The sequence below is a fragment of the Pararhodobacter zhoushanensis genome (assembly GCF_003990445.1).
Lineage (GTDB): Bacteria > Pseudomonadota > Alphaproteobacteria > Rhodobacterales > Rhodobacteraceae > Pararhodobacter > Pararhodobacter zhoushanensis.
In genome coordinates this window covers 352,900-378,700 of record NZ_REEZ01000001.1, presented here as the reverse complement: position 1 = coordinate 378,700, position 25,801 = coordinate 352,900, and the positions used below count along the sequence as shown (strand labels likewise).

At 65.4% G+C, this 25,801-nt stretch carries 23 protein-coding genes; 9 read left to right on the top strand and 14 right to left on the bottom strand.

Going from position 1 to position 25,801, the window contains the following annotated elements:
* Nucleotides 1-73 precede the first annotated feature (73 nt).
* The 5 genes from EAE28_RS01815 to EAE28_RS01795 are packed head-to-tail and all read left to right on the top strand — an operon-like array spanning nucleotide 74 to nucleotide 5,815.
* The gene (locus EAE28_RS01815; RefSeq protein WP_127104111.1) at nucleotides 74-1,165 is read left to right on the top strand and encodes a type 2 periplasmic-binding domain-containing protein; all 1,092 of its coding nucleotides are present in this window, start codon (nucleotides 74-76) and stop codon (nucleotides 1,163-1,165) included.
* Nucleotides 1,166-1,223: 58 nt separating this feature from the next.
* Nucleotides 1,224-3,188 (top strand): tripartite tricarboxylate transporter permease, encoded by a 1,965-nt coding sequence (locus EAE28_RS01810; RefSeq protein WP_127104110.1) that lies wholly within the window; start codon nucleotides 1,224-1,226, stop codon nucleotides 3,186-3,188.
* A 12-nt stretch (nucleotides 3,189-3,200) separates the two neighbouring features.
* Nucleotides 3,201-4,277, top strand: a complete 1,077-nt coding sequence (locus EAE28_RS01805; protein WP_127104109.1) for an amidohydrolase family protein — start codon at nucleotides 3,201-3,203, stop codon at nucleotides 4,275-4,277.
* Nucleotides 4,270-5,379 (top strand): amidohydrolase family protein, encoded by a 1,110-nt coding sequence (locus EAE28_RS01800; protein WP_127104108.1) that lies wholly within the window; start codon nucleotides 4,270-4,272, stop codon nucleotides 5,377-5,379. The genes EAE28_RS01805 and EAE28_RS01800 overlap by 8 nt, the downstream gene beginning before the upstream one ends.
* Nucleotides 5,380-5,401: 22 nt before the next feature.
* Entirely contained in the window at nucleotides 5,402-5,815 is a 414-nt protein-coding gene (locus tag EAE28_RS01795) for a Rieske (2Fe-2S) protein (RefSeq protein WP_127104107.1), read from the top strand.
* Between the two features lie 6 nt (nucleotides 5,816-5,821).
* Here the strand turns inward: EAE28_RS01795 and EAE28_RS01790 are convergent, their stop codons facing one another.
* The 6 genes from EAE28_RS01790 to uraD are packed head-to-tail and all read right to left on the bottom strand — an operon-like array spanning nucleotide 5,822 to nucleotide 11,320.
* Nucleotides 5,822-6,724, bottom strand: coding sequence for a BMP family protein (locus EAE28_RS01790; protein WP_127104106.1), 903 nt, complete (start codon nucleotides 6,722-6,724; stop codon nucleotides 5,822-5,824).
* A gap of 9 nt (nucleotides 6,725-6,733) precedes the next feature.
* Nucleotides 6,734-7,720, bottom strand: coding sequence for an ABC transporter substrate-binding protein (locus tag EAE28_RS01785; RefSeq protein WP_164736516.1), 987 nt, complete (start codon nucleotides 7,718-7,720; stop codon nucleotides 6,734-6,736).
* Complete coding sequence (locus tag EAE28_RS01780; protein ID WP_127104104.1) at nucleotides 7,720-8,688, bottom strand: Bug family tripartite tricarboxylate transporter substrate binding protein; 969 nt, start codon at nucleotides 8,686-8,688, stop codon at nucleotides 7,720-7,722. The genes EAE28_RS01785 and EAE28_RS01780 overlap by 1 nt, the downstream gene beginning before the upstream one ends.
* 35 nt (nucleotides 8,689-8,723) lie before the next feature.
* Nucleotides 8,724-10,235, bottom strand: a complete 1,512-nt coding sequence (locus tag EAE28_RS01775; RefSeq protein ID WP_127104103.1) for a tripartite tricarboxylate transporter permease — start codon at nucleotides 10,233-10,235, stop codon at nucleotides 8,724-8,726.
* A gap of 3 nt (nucleotides 10,236-10,238) precedes the next feature.
* The gene (locus EAE28_RS01770) at nucleotides 10,239-10,766 is read right to left on the bottom strand and encodes a tripartite tricarboxylate transporter TctB family protein (protein WP_127104102.1); all 528 of its coding nucleotides are present in this window, start codon (nucleotides 10,764-10,766) and stop codon (nucleotides 10,239-10,241) included.
* Nucleotides 10,763-11,320 carry a 2-oxo-4-hydroxy-4-carboxy-5-ureidoimidazoline decarboxylase gene (gene uraD / locus EAE28_RS01765; RefSeq protein ID WP_127104101.1) on the bottom strand — a complete coding sequence of 186 codons (558 nt, stop codon included), beginning with the start codon at nucleotides 11,318-11,320 and terminating at the stop codon, nucleotides 10,763-10,765. Before uraD ends, EAE28_RS01770 begins: the two co-directional genes overlap by 4 nt.
* A gap of 96 nt (nucleotides 11,321-11,416) precedes the next feature.
* Here uraD and EAE28_RS01760 point away from each other — a divergent pair, with 96 nt between their 5' ends.
* Complete coding sequence (locus EAE28_RS01760) at nucleotides 11,417-12,349, top strand: LysR family transcriptional regulator (RefSeq protein ID WP_127104100.1); 933 nt, start codon at nucleotides 11,417-11,419, stop codon at nucleotides 12,347-12,349.
* On the opposite strand, the gene EAE28_RS01755 is transcribed toward EAE28_RS01760, so the two are convergent.
* The 6 genes from EAE28_RS01755 to EAE28_RS01735 form a co-directional block, all read right to left on the bottom strand.
* Nucleotides 12,350-14,440, bottom strand: coding sequence for a molybdopterin oxidoreductase family protein (locus EAE28_RS01755; RefSeq protein WP_127104099.1), 2,091 nt, complete (start codon nucleotides 14,438-14,440; stop codon nucleotides 12,350-12,352).
* Nucleotides 14,441-14,546: 106 nt separating this feature from the next.
* Nucleotides 14,547-15,806, bottom strand: coding sequence for a D-amino acid dehydrogenase (locus tag EAE28_RS01750; protein WP_127104098.1), 1,260 nt, complete (start codon nucleotides 15,804-15,806; stop codon nucleotides 14,547-14,549).
* A gap of 129 nt (nucleotides 15,807-15,935) precedes the next feature.
* A complete protein-coding gene (locus EAE28_RS01745) occupies nucleotides 15,936-16,964 on the bottom strand; it encodes an NADP-dependent oxidoreductase (RefSeq protein ID WP_127104097.1) in 1,029 nt (342 codons plus the stop codon).
* 208 nt (nucleotides 16,965-17,172) lie between these two features.
* The gene (locus EAE28_RS01740) at nucleotides 17,173-18,378 is read right to left on the bottom strand and encodes an MFS transporter (protein ID WP_127104096.1); all 1,206 of its coding nucleotides are present in this window, start codon (nucleotides 18,376-18,378) and stop codon (nucleotides 17,173-17,175) included.
* A 182-nt stretch (nucleotides 18,379-18,560) separates the two neighbouring features.
* Complete coding sequence (locus EAE28_RS24310) at nucleotides 18,561-18,692, bottom strand: hypothetical protein (RefSeq protein WP_281279554.1); 132 nt, start codon at nucleotides 18,690-18,692, stop codon at nucleotides 18,561-18,563.
* Between the two features lie 120 nt (nucleotides 18,693-18,812).
* Nucleotides 18,813-19,085, bottom strand: coding sequence for a putative quinol monooxygenase (locus EAE28_RS01735; RefSeq protein ID WP_127104095.1), 273 nt, complete (start codon nucleotides 19,083-19,085; stop codon nucleotides 18,813-18,815).
* A gap of 97 nt (nucleotides 19,086-19,182) precedes the next feature.
* Here EAE28_RS01735 and EAE28_RS01730 point away from each other — a divergent pair, with 97 nt between their 5' ends.
* Nucleotides 19,183-21,327 carry an esterase-like activity of phytase family protein gene (locus EAE28_RS01730; protein ID WP_127104094.1) on the top strand — a complete coding sequence of 715 codons (2,145 nt, stop codon included), beginning with the start codon at nucleotides 19,183-19,185 and terminating at the stop codon, nucleotides 21,325-21,327.
* A gap of 53 nt (nucleotides 21,328-21,380) precedes the next feature.
* Here the strand turns inward: EAE28_RS01730 and guaA are convergent, their stop codons facing one another.
* A complete protein-coding gene (gene guaA / locus EAE28_RS01725; RefSeq protein WP_127104093.1) occupies nucleotides 21,381-22,952 on the bottom strand; it encodes a glutamine-hydrolyzing GMP synthase in 1,572 nt (523 codons plus the stop codon).
* A gap of 219 nt (nucleotides 22,953-23,171) precedes the next feature.
* Between guaA and EAE28_RS01720 the strand changes: the two genes are divergently transcribed.
* Both EAE28_RS01720 and EAE28_RS01715 read left to right on the top strand, forming a co-directional pair.
* Entirely contained in the window at nucleotides 23,172-23,408 is a 237-nt protein-coding gene (locus EAE28_RS01720; RefSeq protein ID WP_127104092.1) for a hypothetical protein, read from the top strand.
* Nucleotides 23,409-23,522: 114 nt separating this feature from the next.
* Nucleotides 23,523-25,067, top strand: a complete 1,545-nt coding sequence (locus EAE28_RS01715; protein WP_127104091.1) for a trimethylamine methyltransferase family protein — start codon at nucleotides 23,523-23,525, stop codon at nucleotides 25,065-25,067.
* A 206-nt stretch (nucleotides 25,068-25,273) separates the two neighbouring features.
* On the opposite strand, the gene EAE28_RS01710 is transcribed toward EAE28_RS01715, so the two are convergent.
* Nucleotides 25,274-25,738 carry an Lrp/AsnC family transcriptional regulator gene (locus EAE28_RS01710; protein ID WP_127104090.1) on the bottom strand — a complete coding sequence of 155 codons (465 nt, stop codon included), beginning with the start codon at nucleotides 25,736-25,738 and terminating at the stop codon, nucleotides 25,274-25,276.
* Between the last annotated feature and the right edge of the window lie 63 nt (nucleotides 25,739-25,801).

Genomic DNA, 25,801 nt, shown 5'->3' with positions numbered 1-25,801 from the left:
ATTCCGCACCGGGAGGGGCGTGGTTTCGGGTGCGCGATACGACCACAACAATGACAATCAGGGAGGGACGACCATGCTTTTGAAGACCACACAGGCCGCGCTTTTCGGCGCCGCCGCCGCGCTTGCGCTGAGTGCCGCCAACCCGGCGCTGGCGCAGGTGATCGACCTTGAGGGGCGCACCGTGACCATCGTGCACAACGCCTCGCCCGGCGGCTCGACGGGACTGACCGCGCAGCTGGTCGCGGATGCCTGGACGCATACCATGGCGGGCGAGCCGACGATCATCGTGCAATCGGTCGAGGGTGGCGCGCTGTCGCGGGGCATCCTGCAGGTGATGAACGCGCGGCCCGACGGGCGCACGCTGGGCTGGCTGGCATGGCAGGGCTCGACCCGCATTCTGGACCCCGAGGATCGCCAGATCGCGTTTCAGGACTTTGGCCTGATCGGCGGGGCGGGGGGTGCGACCTTCGTGCTGCACGCTTCGGTCAATCCCGAGATCGGCCTGTCCACCGGCGACGATCTGCCATCGGTTGAGCATTTCACCTTCGGCGGGTTCTCGGCGCGCTCGGCGGCCTCGATCCGCACGGCGGGGGTGATGGATATGCTGGGGGTGGATTATACCTTCGTGTCCGGTTTTGCCGGCGACACGCCGCTGGAAGCCGCCCGCCAGCGCGGCGAGATCGACGGGTTCCCGGTGACCGGTGTCTATTATAACCGCACGCTGGTGCCGGGGCCGATTGCAGACGGCACCGACGTACCGATCTTCTATTTCACTGGCCCCAATGAGGACGGCACCGGGCTGGCGGTCGATCCGCTGATCGACGGGGTCGAGCCGTTCGACGTCTGGTACACCCGGGTGCGCGGCGAGGCACCTTCAGGCCCGATCTGGGACATGATCCAGTACCACGGACGGGTGACTGATCCGATCAACTGGCTGGTCGTCGCCCCTCCGGGTACGCCCGAGGAGCATCTGCAAATGCTGCGCGAAAGCTTCGCCGCCGCCACGCAAGACCCGACCTTCCTGGCCGAGGCCGAGCGCGTTCTGGGGCAGGTGCCACAGATTTCCTACTATGAGGACGTGCAGGCCATTGTGGACGAGATCGCGGCCACGCCCGAAGACATGCGCCAGCTGATGCGCGACTACATCGCGGCGATGGAGCACTGACCCGGCGCGGACCGGGCGCTGACGCGCGCCCGGTCCCGCCTCGGTGTCGAGGGAAGTCATGGAACAATTCTTCGCGGGCCTCGGCCTTGTGCTGCAGGGCACGACGTTTCTGTATCTGATGGGCGGCGTGCTGCTGGGCCTGTGGTTTGGCGCGATACCGGGTCTGGGCGGTGTCACCGCGATGATCCTTGTGCTGCCGTTCACCTTCGGCATGGAACCGGCGGCGGCCTTTGCGCTGCTTCTGGGGGCGCTGGCGGTCTCGACGACCTCGGACACAATCAGCTCGGTCATGCTGGGCATTCCGGGCACCATCGCCTCACAGGCGACGGTGATCGACGGGCACCAGATGGCCAAGCAGGGCAGGGTGCTGACCGCCTTTGGCGCGGCCTTCACCGTGTCGGCGATCGGCGGGGTGATCGGCGGGCTGGCGCTGGCGCTGAGCTTGCCGATCATGACATGGCTGGTGCTGACCTTCGGCGCGCCCGAGTTCTTCGTGCTGTCGCTGATCGGTCTGGTGATGGTCGGCGGCGTCAGTGGCAATGCCATCGGCAAGGGCATCTGCGCCGGGGCGCTGGGCCTGTTGATCTCGCAGATCGGCTATCCGGTGGCCAGTTCCGAGCCGCGCTACTGGTTCAACTCGATGTTCCTGATCGACGGGCTGCCGCTGGTGCCGGTGGTGATCGGCCTCTTCGGCATCCCCGAGATGATGCAGCTGGCGACATCCGGCAAATCCCTCGCCACCCGCAACTATGCGCAATCCGAGGGCGACAGCCTGATGGCCGGGGTGCGCGCCGCCTTCGCCCATCGCTGGCTGGCGCTGCGCTGTTCGGTCATGGGCACCTATATCGGTATGTTGCCGGGGCTTGGTGCTTCCGTGGTGGACTGGCTGGCCTATGGCCATGCGGTGCAAAGCGCCAAGGACGACCGCAGCCAGTTCGGCAAAGGCGACGTGCGCGGCGTGATCGCGCCCGAGGCCGCGAACAACGCCACCCTCGGCGGCTCGCTGATCCCGACGCTGTCCTTCGGCATCCCCGGCAGCGGCGCGATGGCGATCATGATGGGGGCAATGACCATTCATGGGCTGGTCCCCGGTCCGGCCATGTTGAACGAAAACCTGTCGCTGACCTTCAGCATGGTGTGGAGCGTGATCCTCGCCAATATCGTCGGCGCGGTGGCCTTGATGCTGTGGTCCAAGCAGGTCTCGCGCGCCGCCTTCATCAACGGCAATCTGGTGGTGCCTGCGGTGTTCGTGTTTCTGGTCATGGGCTCGTTCATTGGCCAGCCTGACATCCGCACGCTGATTGCCCTGCTGTGCATCGGTTTCGCGGGCTTTGCGCTGCGCGCCGCCGGATGGCCGCGCCCGCCGCTGATCCTGGGCTTCGTGCTGGGGCCGGTGATGGAGAACTCGCTGGCGATCACCGCACAGGCGTATACTTGGGGCGAGGTGCTGGCCCGGCCGACGATCATCATCCTTGGCCTGCTGCTGGTCGGTGTGTTCTTCGCGGCGTCCCGCACCATCGCCAAGCGCCGCAACGATTTCCAGATCGAGCTGAGCGAACGCAGCAAGGGCAGCCTGACCCTGTCGCTGGGGCTGGCACTGGGAAGCGTGGCGCTGTTCGTCTGGGCCTATCTGCAAGCGACCGAGTGGAGCTTTCTGAGCCGCGTGTTCCCGATGGCGATAGCCTCGGTTGGGGCGCTGACCGCGCTGTGCATCGTCGTTGCCGATGTTCGCGCGCTGAACCGCTATGTGCCGGTGGACGGGGGCGACACGCTGCGCGGGTTCTGGCACCGCCATGCAAGGGAACTGGCCGTGTTTGCCATGTTCGCGCTGGCCGTCGCCATGGCCCCTGTTGTGGGTCTTGCCGCAGCGATGGTCGGCTTCACTGCGCTCTATTTGCTGGCCTGGGGGCGGTTCACGCTGCTCACGGCACTGATCTACGCCGCCGCCGTAGGGACGTTCCTGTATGTGGTCTATCACCGCATGCTGCACGTTCCCTTCCTGCCGCCGTTCTTCCTGAGCTGAAGGGAAACCCTGATGACTAACGACACCCTGACGCCGCCGGACGCGCCATCGCGGCTGTGGCGCATCGACTGCGACGTGCATCCGCGTCTGCCGCGCATGGCCGATCTGGCCCCACATGCGCCGCGTTACTGGGCGCAGATGTTCGACTATCGCAACATCGACCGGCAAGAGCTGATGACCTATCCGGTCTCGACCCTGCCGTTCCGGCCCAAAGACCCGGCCGACGTGGCCGATGCCGCCGGGCTGGCGCGGGCGCATCTGGACCCGCTGGCGCTGGATGCCGCGATCCTGAACGTGCTGTCGGGCGCGCAGGCGGCCTATGACCCGTACCTGTCAACGGCGCTGTGCGAGGCGACGAACCGCTGGCTCGCCGCCGACTGGCTGGACCGCGATCCGCGATTGCGCGCCTCGGCGCTGGTGCCGTTCCAGAACCCCGAGGCCGCGGTGGATGAGATCGAGCGTCTGGCGCAGGACAAGCGCTTTGTGCAGATCCTTGCGGTGCTGGGCGGCGAGAAGCCGCTCGGACGGCGCGAATACTGGCCGATCTACAAGGCCGCCGCCGCGCATGGCTTTGCGCTGGGCCTGCATCCCGGCGGCACCAACCGCCACGCACCGACGCAATCGGGCTTTCTGGCCACCCGCGTCGAAGAGGTGTCGCTGCATCCACAGACCTACGCCAGTCAGGTCGCCAGTCTGGTGGCCGAGGGTGTGTTCCAGACCATCCCCGACCTGCGCGTCGTGCTGATGGAGAGCGGGATTTCGTGGCTGCCCGGTCTCATGTGGCGCATGTCCAAGGACTGGAAGGGCGCGCGGATCGAGGTGCCGTGGCTGGAAGAGCCGCCCTATGACATCATCGCCCGCCATTTCCGCTTGACCACCCAGCCCTTCGACGGCCCGCTCGACAGCGTTTCCGCCGCCAAGGTGCTGGACCAGCTGCCCGACCCGTCGATGCTGCTGTGGTCCAGCGATTTCCCCCACCGCCATTCAGGCGACGGGATGCCCCATGGTCTGCCCGATGCGCTGCACGGTGCGGTGCGCGGTGCCCATGCCCTTGCCACCTATCCCAGACTGGAGCTGTCCGATGTCTGACACGTTTACCAAGGATCTGACCGGCGCCACGCCCCCGGCGCGCACACAGCAGCCCGTGGTGGATTGCGACATTCATCCGGCCTATCGCTCACCCGACGAGATGGCCTCGTACCTGCCGCTACGCTGGCAGCGCCATGTTGCCGATTTCGGATTGCACTCGCCGTCACCCCTGATCGGCGCGCTGCCTTATCCGCGTCTGGCGCATGGGATGCGGCAAGACAGCTATCCGCCGGTCGGGGGGCCTCCGGCCTCGGATCTGGCGTTTCTGCAAGAGCAATTGCTCGATCCGCTCAACATCACCCACGGCATCCTGCAACCGCTCAGCGGCGGGCATGGGGTGCTGAACCATGCGCTGGGCGAGGCGCTGTGCGCGGGCACCAATGACTGGCAGATCGAGCGCTGGATGGACCCCGATCCGCGCCTCAAAGGCTCGATCGCGGTGATGCAGGAAGACGCGCCCGCCGCCTTGCGTGAGATCGAGGCGCGCGCCAAGGACAAGCGCTTCGTGCAGATTTCGGTCACGCCGCGCACCGCCGAGCCTGCCGGTCATCGCCGCTATTGGCCAATCTATGAGGCGGCGCAGGCGCTGGGCCTGCCGATCAGCCTGCACTCGGCGGCCTTCGGGGCGCGGGCGAATACCGGGGCGGGCTGGACCTCGTTCTATATCGAGGAACATTTTGCGTTCTCGCACGCCGCACAGCACACGCTGGTCAGCCTGATTTTCTCGGGCGTGTTCGATGCCTTCCCCAAGCTGAAGGTGGTTCTGGTCGAGGGCGGCTTCGCGTGGCTGCCACCGACCGTCTGGCGGATGGAGCGTGAGTTTGACCGCTATCGCGGCGAGGTGCCCGACCTCAAGCGCCGCCCGGCCGAGTATGTGCGCGATCACATCTGGCTGACCACCCAACCGGTCGAGGAACCGACGCGTTCGAGCCAGCTCAGTGACCTGATCGACTGGGTGGGGGTGGACCGGCTGCTCTTCTCAACCGACTACCCGCATTGGGATTTCGATCACCCCGATTTCGCCTTCCGCGTCCCGCTGCCGCCTGAGGACCGCGCGAAGCTGATGCATGACAACGCGGTCGGTGTTTTCGGCCTGACCTGACCGACCCTTTAGGAGTGACTGCATGACGGACCACGTCGTCTGCCGGCTGGATGAAGTCCCGGCCGGTGCCTCAAAACGCGTCTCGATCAACGGGCGCGCGATTGCCATCTTCAACGTCGCGGGCACGTTGTCCGCCATCGGTGACCGCTGCCCACATGAAGGGGCCTCACTGTGCCTTGGCCGCGTCACCGGCGTGGTGCGCGCTGATGGGCCGGGCAACTACCGGCTGGAACGCGAGGGCGAGCTGGTGCGCTGCCCGTGGCACGGGTGGGAGTTCGATCTGAAGACCGGCAAGTCCTATTGTGATCCGACGCGGCTGAAAGTGCGCACCTTTGACGTGCAGGTGAAACCCGGCGAAACGCTGGCCGAGGGGCCCTATACCATCGACGTTTTTGACGTGGCGGTGCGGGATGACTACGTGGTGGTGTCGCTGTAGCTTTGGTTAAAGCGTGAACTCGGGGCCGGTGTAGCGGGTCGGCACCGGTATGGTGCCCTCGGCGATCCGGGTGGCGATCTGCGCCATCTCCTCGGCCACCGCCGCGGGGACATCGGGGGCGAGGGTCAGCGAGACAGCCCCTTGCGCCAGACCCAGAGGCACGACCTCCGCCGGAACGCGGCCCGCCAGCATGTCGGCAATCGCCTGCTCGACGCCCAGATCTATCTGCGCCACGGCAGAGCCGACGAACACCGCCGGGTCCACCGCGCACCAGTCGGTCGCATTGCCGATCTGCCGCATGCCCGAGGCGCGGCAGGCGTCACTCGCCCCGTCGCGCGCGGCGTTGAGCATGGTGAACAACACACCCGCCCCCGCCGAGGCCTGCGCGCGTGCCCAGCTCTCGGTCACCGTGCTGTCATCCTGCGAGCCGCAAAAGCCGGTGAGCACAGGCATCTCTGGCGCCAGGTGCCTGACGCCCGCGACGAACGCCGCGCGCCCTTTCAGGCCCGGCGTGACCCGGTGGCCCGACAGATGCGCGACGGTGCCGGTCCTGGTCATCCGCGCCGCCAGACACCCGGCCAGAAACGCCGATTGTTCCTGCAGCACGTCATAGCTGGCCAGATTGGTCGCTGTGACCTCGCCTTGAACGATAGCGAAGCGGCGGTCGGGGTAGAGGCTGGCGATCTGCGGCGTGATCTGGTTGCCCTGACCGCCGATGAACACCACGCCGTCCGACTCGGCGGCGGCAAAGTTCAGCGCTTCGAGCATATCCGCCAGATCGAAGGGCACGCCGCTGACGATCTCGATCTGCGCACCGGGCAGGGCACGGGCGCGCTCGGCCCCTGCCAAAGCACGGCTGTTGAAGCCGTTGTCATGCAGCGTTCCGACGAAAAAAGCGATGATCTTCAAAGGTCTCTCCTAGCCCAACATCCGGGCGCGGTTTTCCATCGAGGGCAAAAAGAAACGATCGAATACCGCAGTTGGTTCCGGCTGTAGAGGATAATCCTTTGCCTCGGCAATCAATTTTGCGATCTCGCGCAGTCGGTCGTCGTCGACATCGCCCAGGCCCGCTTGCGCGGCCGCATCGCCCATTTCCAGCGCCAGCGTGCCGATCAGCCGCGCGCGGTTCGCCGCGCGGTCCAGCGCCGGATTGCGCCGGGCGACGGCGTCGATGGCCGCGTCGATGTCGGCCACGGTATCCGCCAGCCCCCGGCTGATCGCGCGGCACAGGCCTGCGACCGCCTGCGGATGGGCCGCGCGAAATGGCCGGCTGACCATCAACGCGCCGCCGTAAAACGCAGGCGCGTGGTCGATCCATGTCAGGTGATGCAGGGCTGTGGCCACGTCGACCCCGGCCTCGATCCCTTGCGCGTTCAGGGTGTTCACAAAGCCAAAGATGCCGTCCCACTGCCCGGCCAACATCTGCGGCACCATCCTTGTGTGTGGCGCGTCCGAGAAGGTGACGCTCACGCTGTCCGGGTCCAGCCCGGTCGCCCGGCAGAACTCAGGAAACAGCAACCACGCGGCGTCTTGAGGGTGCGAGACCAGCCGCGCGCCCGCCAGATCGGCAGGGGCTTTGATCGGCCCCGCCGCATCCACGGCGATGGAATAGGGCGGGCGGTTGTGGATCGCCATGACGGCGATGGGGGTTTCCTGCTCCGCTGCCTGCAGGCGCACCAGCTCATTGAGATCGCCGTATCCTGCGTCAAACCCGCCGGTAACCATGTCACCCACCGCACGGGCGAGCGAGGTGCCCTCGGTGAAGCTGACCTCAAGCCCCTCATCCGTGAAATAGCCATTGTCCGCAGCAAGGAAGAACCACGCCTGCGGGCCGGAATAGAAGGTGTTGAGCAAAAAACGCACAGGGAGCAGACCCCCCTGTGCGCGCAGACCGTCGCCGATCATCAGTTGCCGTTCACGTTGGCGGCTTCGATGAGCGGGCGCCAGACCTCGATGGTGGTGCCGACAAAGCCGGTGAACTCGTCCGAGGTCATCACGGTATGGGTGATGCCCCATTGTGCCAGCTGGTCGATGACCGGCTGCATCCCCATGATTTCCTCGATCGTGTCGTGGATCGTCTCCACCATCGCCGGGTCCATGCCCGCCGGGCCGCTCAGGCCGGTCCAGTTTTCGACCACGACGTCATAGCCCAGTTCTCGGAACGTCGGGATTTCGGGGAACAGCGGCGAGCGGGTGGGCGAGGCCAGCGCGATGGGCAGGGTCTCACCCTCGGTGATCAGATCGCGGTTCTGGGCGAGCATGTCATAGTAGCTTTCCAGCACCCCGGCGCGGAAGTCCTGAATGGCGGGGGCGCTGCCCTGATAGGGGACGTGGATCGTCTCGATCCCCAGCGCCTGATCGACGGCCTGACCGAGGATATGCGTGATCGAGCCGACACCGGACGAGCCATAGGTGATGCCCTCGGCATTGGCGCGCTCGATGAACTGATCGAGCGTGGTGATGCCCATCGACGGCTGCACGAAGAGCGCGGGCGTCGAGGCACCCAGATAGGCGATATGCGTAAAGCTGGTCAGCGGGTCATAGGGCAGGCTTTCGAACTGCGTCGGTGCGATGGTGAAGGGCGCGTTGTTGCCCAGGATCAGCGTCGTGCCATCGGGGGCCTGCTGCGCGACATAGTCGGCGGCGACCGTGCCGCCTGCGCCGGGGCGGTTGTCGACCACGGCGCGCTGGCCGTATTCGCTTTCCAGATACTGCGCCAGAATACGTGCGATCAGGTCGCTGGTGCCGCCCGGCGGGAAGGTGACGACGATGCGCACGGGCGCGTCGCTCCAGGCGCCGGCATCGGCATAAGCGGCGGTCGAGGCCAGCAGCGAGGCGCTGAGCGTGAGGGCAGTGAGGAGACGGGATTTCATCGGTGGCAGCCTTTCAGAGAGGGGGAAGGGGGGGATCAGGACACGCGCAACGCCGCACGGCTGCGCGCTTTGGCGCGCAGGGCCGAGACGATGCTGTAAACCAGCAACAGGATGGTAACGATGATCAGGGTTCCGCTGATCGGGCGGGTCAGGAACACGGTCGCATCGCCGCGTGAGAGCAGCATGGCGCGGCGCAGCTGTTCCTCCATCATCGGGCCCAGCACGAAGCCGATCAGCAGCGGCGCGGGCTCGAAACGAAAGAGCCGCATGAGGTAGCCCGCATAGCCGAAGATCAGCGTCAGCCAGATGTCGAAGACATTGTTGTTGAGCGAATAGATCCCCATGCAGATCAGCACGATGATCGTGGGGTACATATAGCGGTAGGGGATCTGCAGCAGGCGGACCCACAACCCGATCAGCGGGATGTTGAGGACGAGGAGCAACAGGTTGCCGATCAGAAAGCTGGCGACCAGACCCCAGAACAGATCGGCGTGGTCCACCAGCAGACGGGGCCCCGGCACGATGCCGTGGATCATCAGCGCGCCGATGACCAGCGCCATGCTGGCACTGCCGGGCACGCCCAGCGTCAGGGTGGGGATAAAGGCGGTCTGCGTGGCCGAGTTGTTGGCGGATTCAGGCACCGCGACGCCCTCGATGGCGCCTTTGCCGAACATGTCGCGGTTGCGCGAGACTTTCTTCTCAACCGCATAAGCCACTGCCGACGCCACGGTCTGCCCGGTGCCCGGCAGCGCGCCAAAGAAGCTGCCAATCGCCCCGCCGCGCAGGATCGGGCCGAATATCGCCTTGCATTCAGCGCGGCTGGGGTAGAATTTCTTATAGTCGATGTCGGTCTGATGCGCCCCGCTGGCATTGGCGCGGATCGACACGATCAGCTCACCCACACCAAACAGCCCCATCGCCACGATCACCAGACTGACCCCGTCGCGCAGCTCCGGCACGCCCATGGTGAAACGCTCGGCCCCGGTGGTGATGTCCACGCCGATGGTGCCCAGCATCAGCCCGGCGACGACCATGGCGATGCCTTTAATGGGGCTGCCGTTGGAGACCGCTGAGGCTGCCACCAGCCCCAGCAGGATCACCGCGAAATACTCGGTCGGGCCAAAATTGAGCGCCAGCGCGGCCAACCCCGGTGCCAGCACCGCCATGACCACCATGCCGATCATCCCGCCGCCAAACGAGGCAATCGCGCTGGTGAAGAGCGCAATCCCGGCGCGGCCTTCCCGCGCCATCGGGTAGCCGTCGATGCAGGTGATGGACGAGGACGGCGTGCCCGGAATGTTCATCAGGATTGAGGCGATAGAACCGCCATATTCCGCGCCGTAATACACCCCCGCGATCATCACCAGCGCCGAGGTCGGCTCCAGATAGAAGGTCAGTGGCAGGATCATCGAGATCGCCGCCATCGAGCCGATGCCCGGCAGCACGCCGATAAACGTGCCCAGAAACACGCCGATAAAGCAGTAAAGCAGGTTCTCAGGCTGCATTGCCACCATCAGCCCGTGACCAAAGCCGGTGAGAATATCCATAGCTCAGAACCCCTTGAACGCGCGGAACGGCAGGTCGAGGATGCCGATGAAAAGCCCCCAGCAGCCCAGAGCGACGACCAGCCCCAGCAGCAGCTTGCCCGTCAGGCGCAGGCTGGGATCGGGTAGGCTGGCCGTGAACACGGTCAGCAACACGCTGGGCACCAGACCCACACGTTCGACCGTCACGGCAAAGACCGCGAGCGCCGCGCCGATGGCCGCGAACGAGATCCAGTCGGGCCGCTCGGCATCCGACGTGTCGCGCAGATCCATCGCGATCACCGCCACCGACAGCGCCCCCAGCGCAAAGCCGGTCAGCACCGGGAACGCCCCGGTTCCCAGACGGCGCGGCGAGCCGACGCCCAGCCGCAGCCCGCCAATGACAAAGATCAGGCTCAGCGCCAGCAGCGCGATGCCGCCCAGTGCGCCAAGCCACGCATGCGGCAGGCGCGCGGTGTCATCAGACCGGCGCAAACGCAGCAGGAAGTCTTTCATCGCCCAGCCTCTCTCGTCGGGGGTCGCGAGTCGGGTCATGGTGTCACCGCGATACTGGCGGCAGGCCCGGCCTCTGAGAGTCGAGCCAACCGCGCGAGGACGACCGACACAACTTCACCCAGCGCGCGGGCGCGTTCTTCGTGGGGGGTGTTTTTCAGTCTGCCCTCGAACTGGGCAATTACGGCGTCCATGTCCGAAACCGCGTGCAGCGCGATGATGAAAGGAAAGCCGAAGCGCGTATTGTAGAGGCGGTTCAGGTCTGCCAGCCGGATCGCAAACGCCGCCGAGGGCCGCGCGAGGCTCAGGCGGCCCTGTTCGCGCTGCGAGGCTTCGGTCATCTCGTCAGGCGCGCTGGGCGCCAGTTCGGGATGCGCACGCAGCAAGCGCAGGGACTCGGGCTCGTTCAACCCCAGGATTGCGGCGTTGAGCGCCGCACCCAGTGCCGCCCGGTCGGCAAAGGGCCGCCGGGTTACGATCCGCTCGGCCAGCCAGGGCGACCGCTCGATCACCGGGGCAAGCATTTCAAGCGCTTGCGCGGTATCCGCCCGGTTCAGGGCATCGATTGACAGGCGGGGGCCAGTGGTGTCGGGCATCGGGTCTGTTCCTTGGTTGCGCAAACCCTAGCCAAGAAAACCATTGCTCTCTATTTCAATCAAGGTCACGCTGCATACGCAAAAAGAGAACGCACTATGCCCCTGCACCTGCTGCCCCGCTCGCTGCACTATCTCGAAACCGTGGCGCGCATGGGCTCGGTTCAGGCCGCGTCACGCGCGCTGGGCATCGCCGCCTCGGCCATCGACCGGCAGATCATCACCCTTGAGGAAGCCTGTGGCGCCCCGCTGTTCGAGCGTCACCCGCGCGGCATGCGTCTGACCACGGCGGGGGAAAGCGTCATCCTGATGGCGCGGCGCTGGCGGGCGGATGAGGACCGTCTGGAAGCCGAACTGCGCGAGATGCGCGGCCTGCAGCATGGCACGGTGCGGCTGGCGGCGATGGACAGTCTGGCCAACTCGATCCTGCCGGTGTTGATCGACCGGATGGCGCAGGATCATCCGCGTATCCATCTGGCCATCGACATCATGACCCCCAAGCAAGCCGCGCAAGAGCTGGACAACGGCACGATTGATCTGGCCATCGCGTTCAATCTGCCCAATGACCGCACCCGGCACGTCCTGTGGTCCGCACCCTTGCCCTTTGGCTGCGTGGTGGGGGCAGGGCATCCGCTCTGGGGGCAGGCCAGCATTGCGCTCAAGGACGCCGCCCAGTACCCCATCGCCGCGCAAAGCCGGGTGCTGCCGTCGCGCGAGTATCTGGACCGGCGCTATGGCTGGCTGTTTGACCCGGTGGAACCGGCGCTGGTGACCAATTCACTGCAATTGCTCAAGCAGGTGGTCAGGCAGGGGCGGTTGATGGCGATCTCATCCCAGTTGGACACGCTGGCCGAGATCGAGGCGGGCGAGCTAAGCTTTATCCGCCTGACTGACGCCGCGCTGAAACCGCAGTCGATCGGCGTTGTCGTCGACGCCCGCCGCATGCTGCCCCGCGCCGCCCGGCTGGTCGGTGAGACACTGGCCGAGGTGGTGGGCGCGCGACTGGCCCGCGTCACCGCCCCCGCCGCCTGATCACCCCGCCGCGCGCAGGGCGACAGGCACACCGTTAAAGGCCGCGTTGCCGCTGATCGGATCGACGCGGGCATCGTCGGTCAGGTCGTTGATCGACACGGTGCCCAAGGCTCCCGCGACGCTCAGCCCTGTGCCCGATTGCCCCCATCCTTGTGGGATCGAGACGACACCAGGGGCCATCGCGTCGGTGATCTCGGCGTTCAGGGTCAGCTGGCCGGTGCGCGACGACACCACCACCGCCGTCTCGTCGGCAATGCCCAGCTTCATGGCATCGTCGGGGTGGATCTGCACCGTGCAGCGGTTGCGGCCCTTGACCAGGCGCGGGCTGTTCTGCGTCCAGCTGTTGTGGCTGCGGGTCTGGCGGCGGCCGATCATCACGAAGGGATGCGCGGCGTCCGAGCCAGGGGCGAAGGCCAGCAGGCGCGGCAGGTCATCAAGGAACGCCCGCGGGGCGAGGTGGATACGCTCGTCCGGCGTCTCCAACCGCTCGGCCACATTCGGGGTCAGCGGCCCAAGGTCTACGCAGCCGGGCGTTTCCAGCAGCCTTTCCACACTGACCGTCCCTCCATGCGGACCCGTTGCAAGGAAATGCGCCAGCAGCGCCTCGGGGTCCGGTCCCAGCTCATTCGCCCCGGTCAGGGCGGCGGTCAGACGGCGGAGGATCTCGGATTCCGTCGGATTGCCATGCGGCGGCGGGAAAATCCCGTGCGCATAGCCCGCCGTGTTGCGCACGGCAAAGCTGTGGAACACCATGTCATAGACCGGCTCTTCCAGCGCCACGGTGCCGGGCAGGATCAGGTCGGCATGTTCGGTCGTGGCGTTGTGGTGGATGTCGATGGCGACCATGAAGTCGAGCTTTTCCAGCGCCTTGCCGATCCGTCGGCCATTAGGTGCGGTCAGCACGGGGTTGCCCGCAATCGCCACCAGCGCGCGGATCTGGCCCGCGCCGGGGGTTTCCATCTCTTCGGCCATGACTGACACCGGGAACTCGCCGTTGTAAAGCGGCAGGCCGGAAACGCGCGAGCGTTTCTCGGGGTAGCTGCGGGTGCGGCCCTTGCGGCTGGTCATCGCCACGTAATCGACAGCGGGCGTGGTGAACATCGCGCCGCCGATGGTGTCGAAATTCCCGGTGATCAGGTTGAGCACATTGGATGCCCACTGGCACAGGCTGCCGAAGCTTTGGGTCGAGGCGCCCATCCGCGCATAGCAGACCGCGCGCTTGGCGGCGGCGAAGTCGCGGGCCAGATCGCGGATGACCGGCGCGGGGATGCCTGTGCGCTCGGCGGCCATCTCGGCGGTGAACGGCTCAACCGCGACGCGCAGCGCCTCCAGCCCCACGATGATCGGGGCCAGATGGCCCAGATCCTCGGCCCCGGTCGCCAGAATCTCCCGGATCAGGGCGATCATCAGGAAAGCGTCGGTCTCGGGTCTGATGAAGTGATGCTCCCCCGCGCGCTCGGCCGTCTCGGTCCGGCGCGGGTCGATCACCACGGCGCGCCCACCACGCATCCGCAGCCCATCCAGCCGCTTGCCATAGCCCGGCGCGGTCATCAGCGAGCCGTTCGAGATCACCGGATTGGCGCCGATGATCACGATCATATCGGTGCGGTCGATGTCGGGGATCGGGATCAGCATCGGGTGACCCATCATGTGGATCGAGGCGACGTGATGCGGGATCTGATCCGCCGTGGCCGAGGAATAGCGGTTGGTCGTGCCCAAGGCGCGCACCAGCGGCGGGATGGTCATCAGGTTGCCGAACTTATGCGCGTTGGGATTGCCCAGATACACCCCCACCGCATCCGCCCCATGCGCCGCCTGAACGGCGCGCAGGCGGGTGGCGGCGATCTCGAATGCCTCCTCCCAGCCAATATCGCGCCACTGGCCGTTTTCCTTGAGCCGGGGTCGGGTGATGCGGTCGGGATCGGTGCGGAAATCCTGCAGGGCGACGGCCTTGGGGCACAGGAAGCCTTCGGACAAAGGATCGTCAGGGTCGCCCTTGATCGACAGAACCTTGTCCGTTTCATGGGTGATGATCAGGCCGCACATGGCCTCGCAGATGTTGCAGGTGCGTTTGTGGATGTGCGTCGTCATGGCCTGACCCTCCCAGAACAAGCAATGAGCGAAGGCTAGGGGCTGGCCCGGCCCAAGGCAAACGCTTTGCGCGGGGGTGCCGCTGCGGCAACCCGGCCCGCGCCCGTCAGCGCGCGTAGCGCTCGGCGGTCAGCCCGTCGAACGAGATGTCCGGCGTCTTGCCCAGCACCACATCCGCCACCGCCCGGCCCGAGCCGCAGGCCATCGTCCAGCCCAGCGTGCCATGACCGGTGTTGAGGAACAGGTTGTCATACCGCGATGGCCCCAGAACCGGCGTGCCATCGGGGGTCATCGGGCGCAGGCCCGTCCAACCCTCGGCCTTGCTCAGATCGCCGCCCTTGGGGAACAGATCGCTGATCACATGGCGCACCGTATCGGTGGCATGTGGCCCCAAGCGGCTGGAATAGCCGGCAATTTCCGCCGTGCCCGCCACGCGGATACGGTCGCCCAGCCGGGTGATCGCCACCTTGTGCGTCTCGTCCATGATCGTTGACTGCGGCGCAAAGGCGTCATCGGTGACCGGCAGGGTGACCGAGTAGCCCTTGACCGGGTAGACCGGCAGCTTGACCCCGATGGGGTTGAGCACCTTCGGCCCAAAGCTACCCAAGGCGCACACATAGGCGTCGCCGGTGATACGCCCGGCAACCTCGGTATCCACGCCCGCGACCCGGCCGTTTTCGATGGCGATGCCTTTGATCGACTGGCCGTACTGGAACTCGACCCCCAGCTCGGCGCATTTCTCGGCCAGCGCCATGGTGAACAACCGGCAATCGCCGGTGCGGTCGGCGGTCAGGCGCAGCCCACCGACGAATTTGCTGCGCACCTCGGCCAGCGCCGGTTCCACGGCGATGCACGCGTCGCGGCCCAGCACTTCGTAGGGGCTGTCGTATTCGGCCAAGATCTCCTGATCCGCCTTCGAGCCCTTCATCTGCTTGGCGGTGCGGAACAGCTGCAACGTGCCCTGCGCGCGTCCGTCGTATTCGATGCCGGTTTCGGCGATCAGGTCTGGCATCACGTCGCGCGAATAGTTCGAGATCCGCACCATCCGGCCCTTGTTGACGCGGTAGGCCTCGTCATTGCAGTTGCGGATCATGTTCAGACCCCACAGCCACATCGTCGGGCTGATCAGCGGCCAGATGAACAGCGGGCGGCGTTTCATGAACAGCCATTTCACCGCTTTCATCGGGATACCCGGCGCGGCCCAGGGCGAGGTCATGCCGTAACTCAGTTCGCCCGCGTTGGCGTAGCTGGTTTCCAGCCCCGGTCCCAACTGGCGGTCGAGCACCGTCATCTCGGCCCCGCCCTTGGCGAGATACCAGGCCGTGGTGACGCCGATGACACCGGCCCCCATGACGACGACTTTCATGCCCTGCTGTCCTTTTGCGCGACGTGCTCGGACAAGCCTTGCGCAGGTATGCGCGCATTGCAAGGAAAGAAGGGGGCGGCGGGTCGGGCGATGCTGCGCTGCCGCATTTCACGGCAGCGCAGGGGCCGGTCAGCTGACGCGGATCACGCGCTTGCCGAAATTCTCGCCGCGCAGCAGGCCGATGAAGGCCTCAGGTGCGTTTTCCAGACCGTCGATGATCTCTTCGCGGTACTTGACCTTGCCGTCCTTGATCCAGCCCGTCATCGCCTTGGCGAATTCGGGATAGAGATGGCCGAAATTGTCAAAGATGATAAAGCCTTGCACCCGCAGCTTCTTGCGCAGCACATTGCCCATCAGCCAGTTCATCCGGTCGGGGCCGTCGGGCAGGCTGGTGGCGTTGTATTGCGAGACCAGCCCGCAAATCGGCACCCGTGCAAAGGCGTTGAGCAGGGGGATCACCGCGTCGAGCACCTTGCCACCGACATTCTCGAAATAGATGTCGATCCCGGCGGGGCAGGCTTGTTTCAGCTGCGCGGCGAGATCATCGGATTTATGGTCAAGGCACGCGTCAAAGCCCAGTTCCTCCACCGCATAGGCGCATTTCTCGGGGCCGCCGGCGATGCCGATCACCTGCAAGCCCATGAGTTTACCGATCTGTCCCACCGTCGCGCCCACCGGCCCGGTCGCCGCCGCAACCACCAGCGTTTCGCCTGCTTTCGGCGTGCCGATCTGCGTCAGGCCAGCCCATGCGGTGAAGCCGGGCATGCCCATGATGCCCAAGGCCCAGGAGGGATGCTCAGGCGTTTTGCCAAGGTTGGTCACGCCCGTACCATCCGACAGCGCGTAATCCTGCCAGCCGTTGCCGGAAAGGACCAGATCGCCGGTGGCAAAGCCGTCGATATCCGAGCTGACAACCTCGGCCACCGTGCCACCAACCATCACACCGCCGACCTCAACGGGCGCGGCGTAAGAGGGGGCGTCGCTCATCCGTCCGCGCATGTAGGGATCAAGCGAGAGGTAACGCGTGCGCAGCAGCATCTGGCCTTTGCCGGGCTGTGGGATCGGGGCCTCCGTCAGACGCAGGGTCTGTGCGGTTGGCTCGCCCTTGGGGCGTTCGGCCAGAACGAGCTGGCGGTTGGTGGTGTCGGTTTGGGTCATGGTCGTCTCTTCCCTCAATCGGTGCCGTGTTGAGATCAAGGTAAGGACTTCGCCACCAGATAACAGGGGCGCGCTTGCCGAACGCCGCGCCCAGTCCGATCAGCAGGAAGGTTCCGGCAACGATCGAGCCGAAGCCAAGTGTCAGCGGACGCGTCGGCAGCCCGACCACGGCCATGGCGCGTCCCCCGATCGCGTGCCGCTTTCGGGATCAGGCCTGCCGGGTGGCGTTTCGGTGATCCAGCGTCACCAGCCCCAGCACCAAGGCCAGGGCGATCAGCACGGTGATGTTGAGCACAGCCCAGCTGCTCAGCGCAAACAGCACGCCTGCGAACAGCGAGGCGGCGGCGACAAAGGCGAAGATCAGGAAATCGGCCAGCCCCTGCAACGCCACAGACCCCGCCGCTGCCGAGGCGCGGGCGATCATCACCGTCGAGCCGGTATAGGCAAAGTTCCAGCCAACGCCCAGAAACACCAGCGTTGTCCAGAAATTCCAGCGCGCCTCGCCTGACAGCGCAAAGACCGCACCAATCACCACCAGAACGATCCCCGCCACCATCACCGGCCTGTAGCCATGGCGGTCAATGATCCGTCCGGTGAAAAAGCTCGGCCCGAACATCGCCAGAATGTGCCACTGGATGCCAAGCGCCGCGTCGCCCGCTGTAAAGCCGCAGGCGATCATCGCCAGCGGGGCGGCGGTCATCGTGAAGGTCATCGAGCCATAGGCGAAGGCCCCGCAGACCACCGCGATCATATAGGCGCGGGTCAGTGGCGGCAGGTTGAAACGCCCGGTATGCGTGGCGCGTGAGGCGGCTGTGCGCTCGGGCATCGGTGGAAGGCGCAGGCCGATCAGGAAGGGCAGCGTGCCCGCTGCCAGCATCGCCTGACCCAGAAACGCCGCCACATACGGCGCGCCGATGATCATGTCGTTGGAATGAATGGCGATCTGAGGGCCCAGAATGGCCGAGCCGATTCCGCCCAGTAACACCATCGACACTGCACGGGCGCGGTACTCCGGCGCGACCGCCTGTTGCGCGGCAAAGCGGTAGCTTTGCACGCAGGCGATGTTCAGCCCGAACATCAGCGCCCCAAAGCAGAACAGGCCAAACGAGCCGATGAACACCCCCAAAGCACAGAGCAACGCGCCGCAGACCGCGACCAGCGAGCCGAGGATGTAGATCGGCTTGCGGCCAAAGCGCTGGAACAGCATCGCGGCGGGAAGGGTGGCGATACAGGTGCCGACCATAAACATCGAGACCGGCAGCGTCACCAGATAGGGAGAGGGTGCCAGCATCGCACCGATCAGCCCGCCCAGCGAAACCATGATCGGAGGCAAGGCCCCGGCCAGCGCCTGCCCGATCATCAGCAGGTAAAGGTTCGCTGAAGGGCGGTGCGGGGCGGTGTCTATGGCTGTCATGTGGCATCCTGGCTGCGTCAATCCGGCGGTGACGTGCGAGTCGTCCGCTCAAACCGCCTATCATAAAAGCCGGATAGCCGCATCAAATTGATGCACAGGTGCAGTAATGGCGCGCAGTACGCAGGATGATGGCGAGCCCAACAGCCGCCCGCGTTGCCGCAGCCGCGCAGGCCGTTGTCGGCTCAGTGAACTTGCGGCCTCATCCGGCGGGCGAACCATGCGGCCAGCCCGGGCGTGCCTGCAGGGAGCTTGCGCAAGCCGGGCTCGCCGCGTTTGGCTTCCAGATCGAACGGGGGAAAGGGGGTGCTACTCATCGGTGCTCTCCAAATGTTTGGCCAGTTGTTGGCCTGAGGTTTGGAGAGAAAACGCAGGTCAGGCCGGTCAGGTTTCCGCGCGCGCCGTGAAGCCCATTCTTTGGGCGGAAACCCGCCGCGTTAGGTCTCGCTTATCTCGTATTCGCGCGCGATGTCGGCGGTCATCTGCCCCCAGACGCTCGCCTTGGTGCGTGCTTGATGCGCCTCGAAGGACGGGCGATCGACAAAGCGCTCATCCACGCTCCAGATCATCGAACCCTGATGATCTACCTCGAATTCAAGGCAGCCGGGTTCGGTGCGGCTCAAGCGGATATGCTCGGGCAAGTACTCGCGCACAAGGGCGGCTTGCTCGTCGGTGGCACAGATCAGTTTGCCGGTCAGTCGGATTGCCATGTCGTCACGTCCTGTCATCGAAGCGTCACTGAAACGTTGCGCTTCCGTGACGCGCGAGGGCTAGCGCACGCTCAGTCACTTCTCAAGGGAGAATTCCATGCCCGCCCGCCTCTTGGCCTCGACCGCGCTGCTCGCCGTGGTGGCCGTGCCTGCCGTCGCTCAGCAGATGAACTTCAACCGGATCGCGTCTTTCGCGGTTGCCCTGAACCTGCCTGAGGCCGAGGAAACCTCGTCCGAAATCATCGCCGCCACGGCAGATGGCCTGACGCTGGTCTATACTGACAGCCCCGCCGGTTCGCTGGGTTTTGTCGACATCACCGACCCCGCGCAGCCGCTCCCCTTGGGCGCGCTGGCGCTGGACGGCGAGCCGACCTCGGTCGGGATCGCGGGTGCGGTGGCCTATGTCGCGGTGAACACCTCGGCCAGCTATGTCGAGACCGGCGGCGCGCTGCTGAGCGTCGATGTCGCCACCCGCGCGATCACCGACAGTTGTGATCTGGGCGGGCAGCCGGACTCGGTCGCCATTGCGCCGGACGCCAGCTTCCTTGCCGTCGCGATCGAGAACGAGCGTGACGAAGATCTGGGCGACGGCGGCTTGCCGCAGATGCCCGGCGGCTGGGTCGCGATCCTGCCGATGACCGACGGTGCCGTGGACTGCGCCGCGATGATCCGCGCGGATGTGACTGGGCTGGCCGAGATCGGCGCGGAAGATCCCGAGCCGGAATTCGTCGCGATCAACGACGCGGGCGAGATTGCCCTGACGCTGCAAGAAAACAACCACATCGTCATCATGGACCGTACCGGCGCCGTGCTGTCGCATTTCAGCGCGGGCGAGGCGACGGCCGAGAATGTCGATACCGCCAAGGACGGCCAACTGGTCTTTGATCAGACGATCACCCGCCTGCGCGAACCCGACGAGATCGCCTGGGTTGACGCCGACCACGTCGCCATCGCGAACGAGGGCGACTGGAACGGCGGCAGCCGTAGCTGGACGATCTTTGATCGCGACGGCGGGGTGACGTATGGGAGCGGCTCCAGCCTTGAGCATGCGATCATCGAGATCGGCCACTACCCTGAGGGCCGTTCAGGCAAGAAGGGCACCGAGCTGGAAGCCATCGCGGCGGGGACGTTCAACGGCACGCCGATGATCTTTGTCGGCTCCGAGCGTGGCAGCGTGATCGGCGTCTATGACGTGACCGACCCCGCCGCGCCGGTGCTGCGCCAGTTGCTGCCCTCAGGCATCGCGCCCGAAGGCGTGCTGCCGATCCCGTCGCGCAACCTGCTGGTCACCGCGAATGAGGCCGATCTGGGTCAGGACGGCGCCGCCCGCTCGCATGTGATGATCTACGCGCTGCAGGACGCGCCTGCGGCCTATCCGCAGCTGACCTCGGCCGGAGCCGACGAACTGATCGGATGGGGCGCGATCTCGGGCATGGTCGCGTCGGACGACGGGATGCTCTATGCCGTCAACGACAGCGCCTATGGCGCGCAGCCGACGATCTTCGTGATCGACCCCGCGCAACAGCCCGCCCACATCACCCGCGCGATCCGTGTGACCCGCGACGGCGAAGCGGCGCAGCATCTGGATCTGGAAGGCATCACGCTGGACGGGCAGGGCGGTTTCTGGCTGGCCAGCGAGGGTCGCACCGACCGCGATGTGCCGCATGCGCTGGTTCACGTCGGTGCCGATGGCGCGATCCTGGAAGAGGTTACGCTGCCCGAGGCCTTACTGACCCACGAGACCCGCTTCGGGTTCGAGGGCGTCACCCTGATCGACGGAACGCTCTGGATGGCCGTTCAGCGCGAATGGGGCGACGATCCGGCGGGCTTGGTCAAGCTGGTCGCCTATACCCCGGCAACTGGCGACTGGGGCGCCGTTCACTACCCGCTCACGACGCCCGCGCGCGGCTGGGTGGGGTTGAGCGAAATTACTGTCCATGGAGACTATGTCTATGTTGTCGAACGCGACAACCAGCTGGGCGCCAATGCCGCGATCAAGCAGGTGATGCGCATCCCGCTGTCGCAACTGGTCGCCGCGCCTCTGGGCAGCGAACTGCCAGTGGTGACGCCTGAGCTGGTGGTGGATCTGCTGCCGCATCTGACCGCGACCGGCGGCTATGTGCTCGACAAGGTCGAAAGTCTGGCCATCGCGGCCGATGGCACGATGTGGACCGCCACCGACAACGACGGCGTTGACGATCATTCGGGCGAGACAATGTTCTTCGCGCTCCCGCCGATGTAAGCGCCTGACCCTAAACGAAAAGCCCCCGCGATTGCGGGGGCTTTTTGCGTTGGTCATTCCAGTTCGATCGTGCCCGGCGGCTTCGAGGTGCAATCATAGAACACCCGGTTGATGCCCTGCACCTCGTTGATGATCCGGGTCGAGGTTTCGCCCAGAAACTCATGCGTGAACGGGTAGTAATCGGCGGTCATTCCGTCGACCGAGGTCACCGCCCGCAGCGCCAACGCAAAGTCATAGGTGCGCCCATCGCCCATCACGCCGACCGTGCGCATGGGCAGGATCGCAGCGAAAGCCTGCCAGATGTCGTCATAGAGGCCGTGCTTGCGGATCTGGTCGATATAGATCGCGTCCGCCTTGCGCAGGATGTCCAGCTTTTCGCGGGTGATCTCGCCGGGGCAGCGGATCGCCAGACCCGGACCGGGGAAGGGGTGACGCCCGATGAACGAGGCGGGCAGGCCCAGCTCGGTTCCCAGCGCGCGGACCTCGTCCTTGAACAGCTCGCGCAGCGGTTCGACCAGTTTCAAGCCCATCTTCTCAGGCAGGCCGCCGACGTTGTGATGCGACTTGATCGTGACCGAGGGGCCGCCGGAAAACGACACCGATTCAATGACGTCGGGGTAGAGCGTGCCTTGCGCCAGAAACTCGGCACCCTCGATCTCATTGGCGTATTTCTGGAACACGTCGATGAACAGCTTGCCGATGGTCTTGCGCTTGACCTCAGGGTCGGAAACCCCTTCGAGCGCGTTCAGGAACAGATCGGATTCGTCGGCGTGGATCAGGTTCAGGTTGTAATTCTCGCGGAACATCGCGACGACCTGCTCGGCCTCATTGAGCCGCAACATGCCGTGGTCCACGAACACGCAGGTCAGCTGATCGCCGATGGCCTCGTGCAGCAGAATGCCGGTAACCGAGCTGTCCACGCCACCCGACAGCGCGCAGATCACCTTCTTGTCGCCGACCTCATCGCGGATCTTCTGGATCATCTCTTCGCGGTAGGCACCCATCGTCCAGTCGCCGGTGAACCCGGCCAGCTTGACGAAATTCGCATAAAGCGTCGCGCCGTTGGGCGTGTGATGGACCTCAGGGTGGAACTGCACGGCGTAGAAGCGGCGCTCCAGATCGGCGGTCATCGCGAAAGGCGCACCCGACGAGGTGCCATAGACGTCAAAGCCCGGCGCCAGCTTGGCGACGTGGTCGCCGTGGCTCATCCAGACCTGCTCGCGCCCGTTGGGGTCCAGGAACCAGCCGTTGAAGAGGTCGGTCTTCAGTTCGGTCGGCTTGACATAGGCGCGGCCGAATTCGGCGGTGTGGCTTTGCCCCGCTTCGACGATCCCGCCCAGATCCTGCATCATGACCTGCTGGCCATAGCAGATGCCCAGTATCGGCACGCCCATCGTATAGGCGCTTTGCGGCGGACGCGGAGAGCCCTCACGCGTCACCGAATCGGGGCCTCCCGAGAAGATGATCGCTTTCGGCGCGAACTCGGCCAGGAAGGCGTCGGTCACCTTCTGGTACGGGTGGATTTCGCAATAGACATTCAGCTCGCGCAGGCGGCGCGCAATCAGCTGCGTCACCTGGCTGCCGAAATCGATGATGAGGAGGCGGTCATGGCTGTGCTGGGTCATGGAAAGCCTTTAGGCAAGCCGCCCGACCGACGCAAGGGGGCGCGCGCGCGTTCGGCATTGTGGGCGGATCTGGTGGGGCTTATGAGCGCAGAAAACAAGCTCTCCTCGGGCCGTTCAGCCAGATCCGCGCGCGTCGCAAGGGCTAAGCGGTGCTGGGCTTGCCGCAGCGGGCGCGCTATGCGTCGCTGACGCGAAACCCCAAACGAAAGAGTCCGCCTTATGAGCACCGCCCCCGCAACCTGGAGAATCATCCTTGCCGCGATTCTCGATTTCTTCACCATCTTCGCCGTCGGCGGCTATGTCATTGCCAAGCTGACCGGTAACGTGACCGAGAGCGGCTTCAGCCTGTCTGGCATGCCCGCGGTCATGCTCTTTGCCGTGATGATCGGCTATTTCGTCGCGGGTCATTACCTTGGCGGCACGCTCTGGCAGAGGATCCTGCGCGCCCGTCGCTGAGAGCGGCGCGCCACCAATGTCGCCTTTCGCCCCCAAAGGGCGCTTCCGGCTGATCCCTCGGCGGGGCTTGGCCCTATTTCTCAGCCCCAGATCCATTTTTTCGGAGCCAGAGCGATGAATGAAGTCAGGGGCGAGCGTCGGACCCGAGGCGGCGGCGGAGCCGCACGGCGGGCCGAGCGGACAGCGGTGTCCATCGAGACCGCCAAATTCATCGAGCGCAAGATCCCCAACTTCGAGATCCTTAACGAAGAGGCGCTCGAGATCATCGAGTATAACGCCGACACCGTGCTTGAGGAAATCGGCGTCAACTTCGTCGACAACCCCGGCGCACTGGCGCTGTGGCGCGAAGCCGGGGCCGATGTGCAGGGTGAACGCGTGCGCATCCCCCGGGGTCTGGCCCGCGAATTGTGCAAGACAGCACCTTCGCGCTTCACCCAGCACGCCCGCAATCCTGAGCGCAATGTCGAGATCGGCGGCAAGTCGCTGGTGCTCGCACCGGTCTATGGCCCGCCCTTCGTGCGGGACCTCGAAGGCGGCCGGCGCTATGCCACGATCGCGGATTTCCGCAATTTCGTGAAGCTGGGCTATATGTCCAAGTGGCTGCACCACTCGGGCGGCACGGTCTGCGAGCCGACCGACATCGCGGTGAACAAGCGCCATCTGGACATGCTGCAGGCGCATATGACGCTGTCCGACAAGCCCTATATGGGCTCGGTGACGGAGCCCGTGCGCGCCGAGGATTCGGTGGCGATGTCCAAGATCCTGTTCGGCAACGACTTCGTCGACCAGAACGCAGTGATGACCTCGCTGATCAACATCAACTCGCCGCTGACCTTTGATGGCGTGATGATGGGGGCGCTTGAGGTCTATGCACGCGCCAATCAGGCGGCGATCATCTCGCCGTTTATCGTTGGCGGCGCGATGGCGCCGGTGACGGTGGCGGGCACGCTGACGCAGGTTCTGGCCGAGGTGCTGGCGGGCGTGGCGTATAGCCAGCTGATCCGCAAGGGTGCGCCGGTGATCTTCGGGGCCTTTGTGACCTCGATCGACATGAACTCGGGCGCGCCGACCTTCGGCACGCCGGAAGCGGCGCATATCACCTATGGTGCGGGGCAACTGGCCCGCCGTCTGGGGCTGCCGTACCGGTCGGGCGGGTCGTTCTGCGGCTCGAAGCTGCCCGACGCGCAGGCGGCCTATGAAACGGCGAACACGCTGAACATGGCGCTCTTGTCGGGCGTCAACTTCATGCTGCACGCCTGCGGCTGGCTTGAGGGTGGGTTGGTTTCGTCGTACGAGAAATTTGTGCTGGATGCGGACCAGCTGGGCGCACTGCATCACATCGCCAAGGGCGTGTCGATGGATGACAACGGGCAGGCCATGGACGCGATCCGCGAAGTGGGGCCGGGCGGTCACTATCTGGGCTGCCAGCACACGCAGAACAACTTCAAGACCGCCTTCTGGCGCTCGGATGTGCTGGACTACAAACCGTATGAGACCTGGGAAGACGAAGGCGGGCGCGATTCCGCGACGCTGGCCAATGTGCGGGTGAAAAAGCAGCTGCGCGACTATCAGGAACCCTCGCTGGACCCCGCGATCGCCGAAGCGCTGCAGGCTTATGTCGACCAGCGCAAGGCGAGTGAGCCAGACGCCTTCGGCTAAGCGCGCGTGTCGGGTGGGCTGCTCGCCCCCCCGACCCCCCCTCGCCAAAGGGGACCCACGGGCCCCCTTTGGAAACCCCCGTGGATATTTAGAGACAGATGATAATCAAGGTTAACAAAGCCTTATCATCTGTCCTTAAATATCCTGGGGGGTGAATGCGGCGCATGCCGCAGAGGGGGGCAAGGCCCCCCTTACTGTGCCGCGTCTCACACGGGCAGGATCGTGGTCGATTTGATCTCTTCCATCGACAAAAGCGCGGTGACGTTGTGGATTTTCACGTCTCTGATCAGCGCCTGATAGAAGGCATCATAGGCGCGGGCGTTGGTCACGCGGACCTTGAGGATATAGTCGATATCCCCCGCCAGCCGGTGCGCCTCCATCACCTCGGGCCGGGCACGGACGGAGCCGAGGAAGCGGTCTTGCCATTCAGGGTCATGATCCGCCGTGCGCACCAGCACGAAAAAGCAGGCCTCGAGCCCCAGCGCTTCGGGATCCAGCAGAACGGTCTGCCGACCGATCACGCCTTGCTCACGCATCTTGCGGATGCGGTTCCACACCGGGGTCTTGGACGAGCCGACCTTGCGGGCGATGTCGTCGAGCGATTGGCTCGCGTCTTCTTGCAGTTCCATCAGGATCTTGCGGTCGAGCGGGTCGAGATCGGGTCGGGTCATGGGCGCATCTCCGGTTCGCCCGACAGGTGTACCCTCGCGGCAACCCTGCGTCCAGCAGGAGCC

Bases quoted from the DNA above. Each gene is read 5' to 3' on its own strand.
- EAE28_RS01800 (WP_127104108.1), top strand. From the start codon at position 4,270: ATGTCTGACACGTTTACCAAGGATCTGACCGGCGCCACGCCCCCGGCG.
- EAE28_RS01740 (WP_127104096.1), bottom strand. From the start codon at position 18,378: ATGACAGCCATAGACACCGCCCCGCACCGCCCTTCAGCGAACCTTTAC.
- uraD (WP_127104101.1), bottom strand. From the start codon at position 11,320: ATGCCCGACACCACTGGCCCCCGCCTGTCAATCGATGCCCTGAACCGG.
- EAE28_RS01805 (WP_127104109.1), top strand. From the start codon at position 3,201: ATGACTAACGACACCCTGACGCCGCCGGACGCGCCATCGCGGCTGTGG.
- guaA (WP_127104093.1), bottom strand. From the start codon at position 22,952: ATGACCCAGCACAGCCATGACCGCCTCCTCATCATCGATTTCGGCAGC.
- EAE28_RS01735 (WP_127104095.1), bottom strand. From the start codon at position 19,085: ATGGCAATCCGACTGACCGGCAAACTGATCTGTGCCACCGACGAGCAA.
- EAE28_RS01760 (WP_127104100.1), top strand. From the start codon at position 11,417: ATGCCCCTGCACCTGCTGCCCCGCTCGCTGCACTATCTCGAAACCGTG.
- EAE28_RS01815 (WP_127104111.1), top strand. From the start codon at position 74: ATGCTTTTGAAGACCACACAGGCCGCGCTTTTCGGCGCCGCCGCCGCG.
- EAE28_RS01780 (WP_127104104.1), bottom strand. From the start codon at position 8,688: ATGAAATCCCGTCTCCTCACTGCCCTCACGCTCAGCGCCTCGCTGCTG.
- EAE28_RS01785 (WP_164736516.1), bottom strand. From the start codon at position 7,720: ATGATCGGCGACGGTCTGCGCGCACAGGGGGGTCTGCTCCCTGTGCGT.
- EAE28_RS01750 (WP_127104098.1), bottom strand. From the start codon at position 15,806: ATGAAAGTCGTCGTCATGGGGGCCGGTGTCATCGGCGTCACCACGGCC.
- EAE28_RS01795 (WP_127104107.1), top strand. From the start codon at position 5,402: ATGACGGACCACGTCGTCTGCCGGCTGGATGAAGTCCCGGCCGGTGCC.
- EAE28_RS01720 (WP_127104092.1), top strand. From the start codon at position 23,172: ATGAGCACCGCCCCCGCAACCTGGAGAATCATCCTTGCCGCGATTCTC.
- EAE28_RS01810 (WP_127104110.1), top strand. From the start codon at position 1,224: ATGGAACAATTCTTCGCGGGCCTCGGCCTTGTGCTGCAGGGCACGACG.
- EAE28_RS01710 (WP_127104090.1), bottom strand. From the start codon at position 25,738: ATGACCCGACCCGATCTCGACCCGCTCGACCGCAAGATCCTGATGGAA.
- EAE28_RS01730 (WP_127104094.1), top strand. From the start codon at position 19,183: ATGCCCGCCCGCCTCTTGGCCTCGACCGCGCTGCTCGCCGTGGTGGCC.
- EAE28_RS01715 (WP_127104091.1), top strand. From the start codon at position 23,523: ATGAATGAAGTCAGGGGCGAGCGTCGGACCCGAGGCGGCGGCGGAGCC.
- EAE28_RS01745 (WP_127104097.1), bottom strand. From the start codon at position 16,964: ATGACCCAAACCGACACCACCAACCGCCAGCTCGTTCTGGCCGAACGC.
- EAE28_RS01770 (WP_127104102.1), bottom strand. From the start codon at position 10,766: ATGACCCGACTCGCGACCCCCGACGAGAGAGGCTGGGCGATGAAAGAC.
- EAE28_RS01775 (WP_127104103.1), bottom strand. From the start codon at position 10,235: ATGGATATTCTCACCGGCTTTGGTCACGGGCTGATGGTGGCAATGCAG.
- EAE28_RS24310 (WP_281279554.1), bottom strand. From the start codon at position 18,692: ATGAGTAGCACCCCCTTTCCCCCGTTCGATCTGGAAGCCAAACGCGGC.
- EAE28_RS01755 (WP_127104099.1), bottom strand. From the start codon at position 14,440: ATGACGACGCACATCCACAAACGCACCTGCAACATCTGCGAGGCCATG.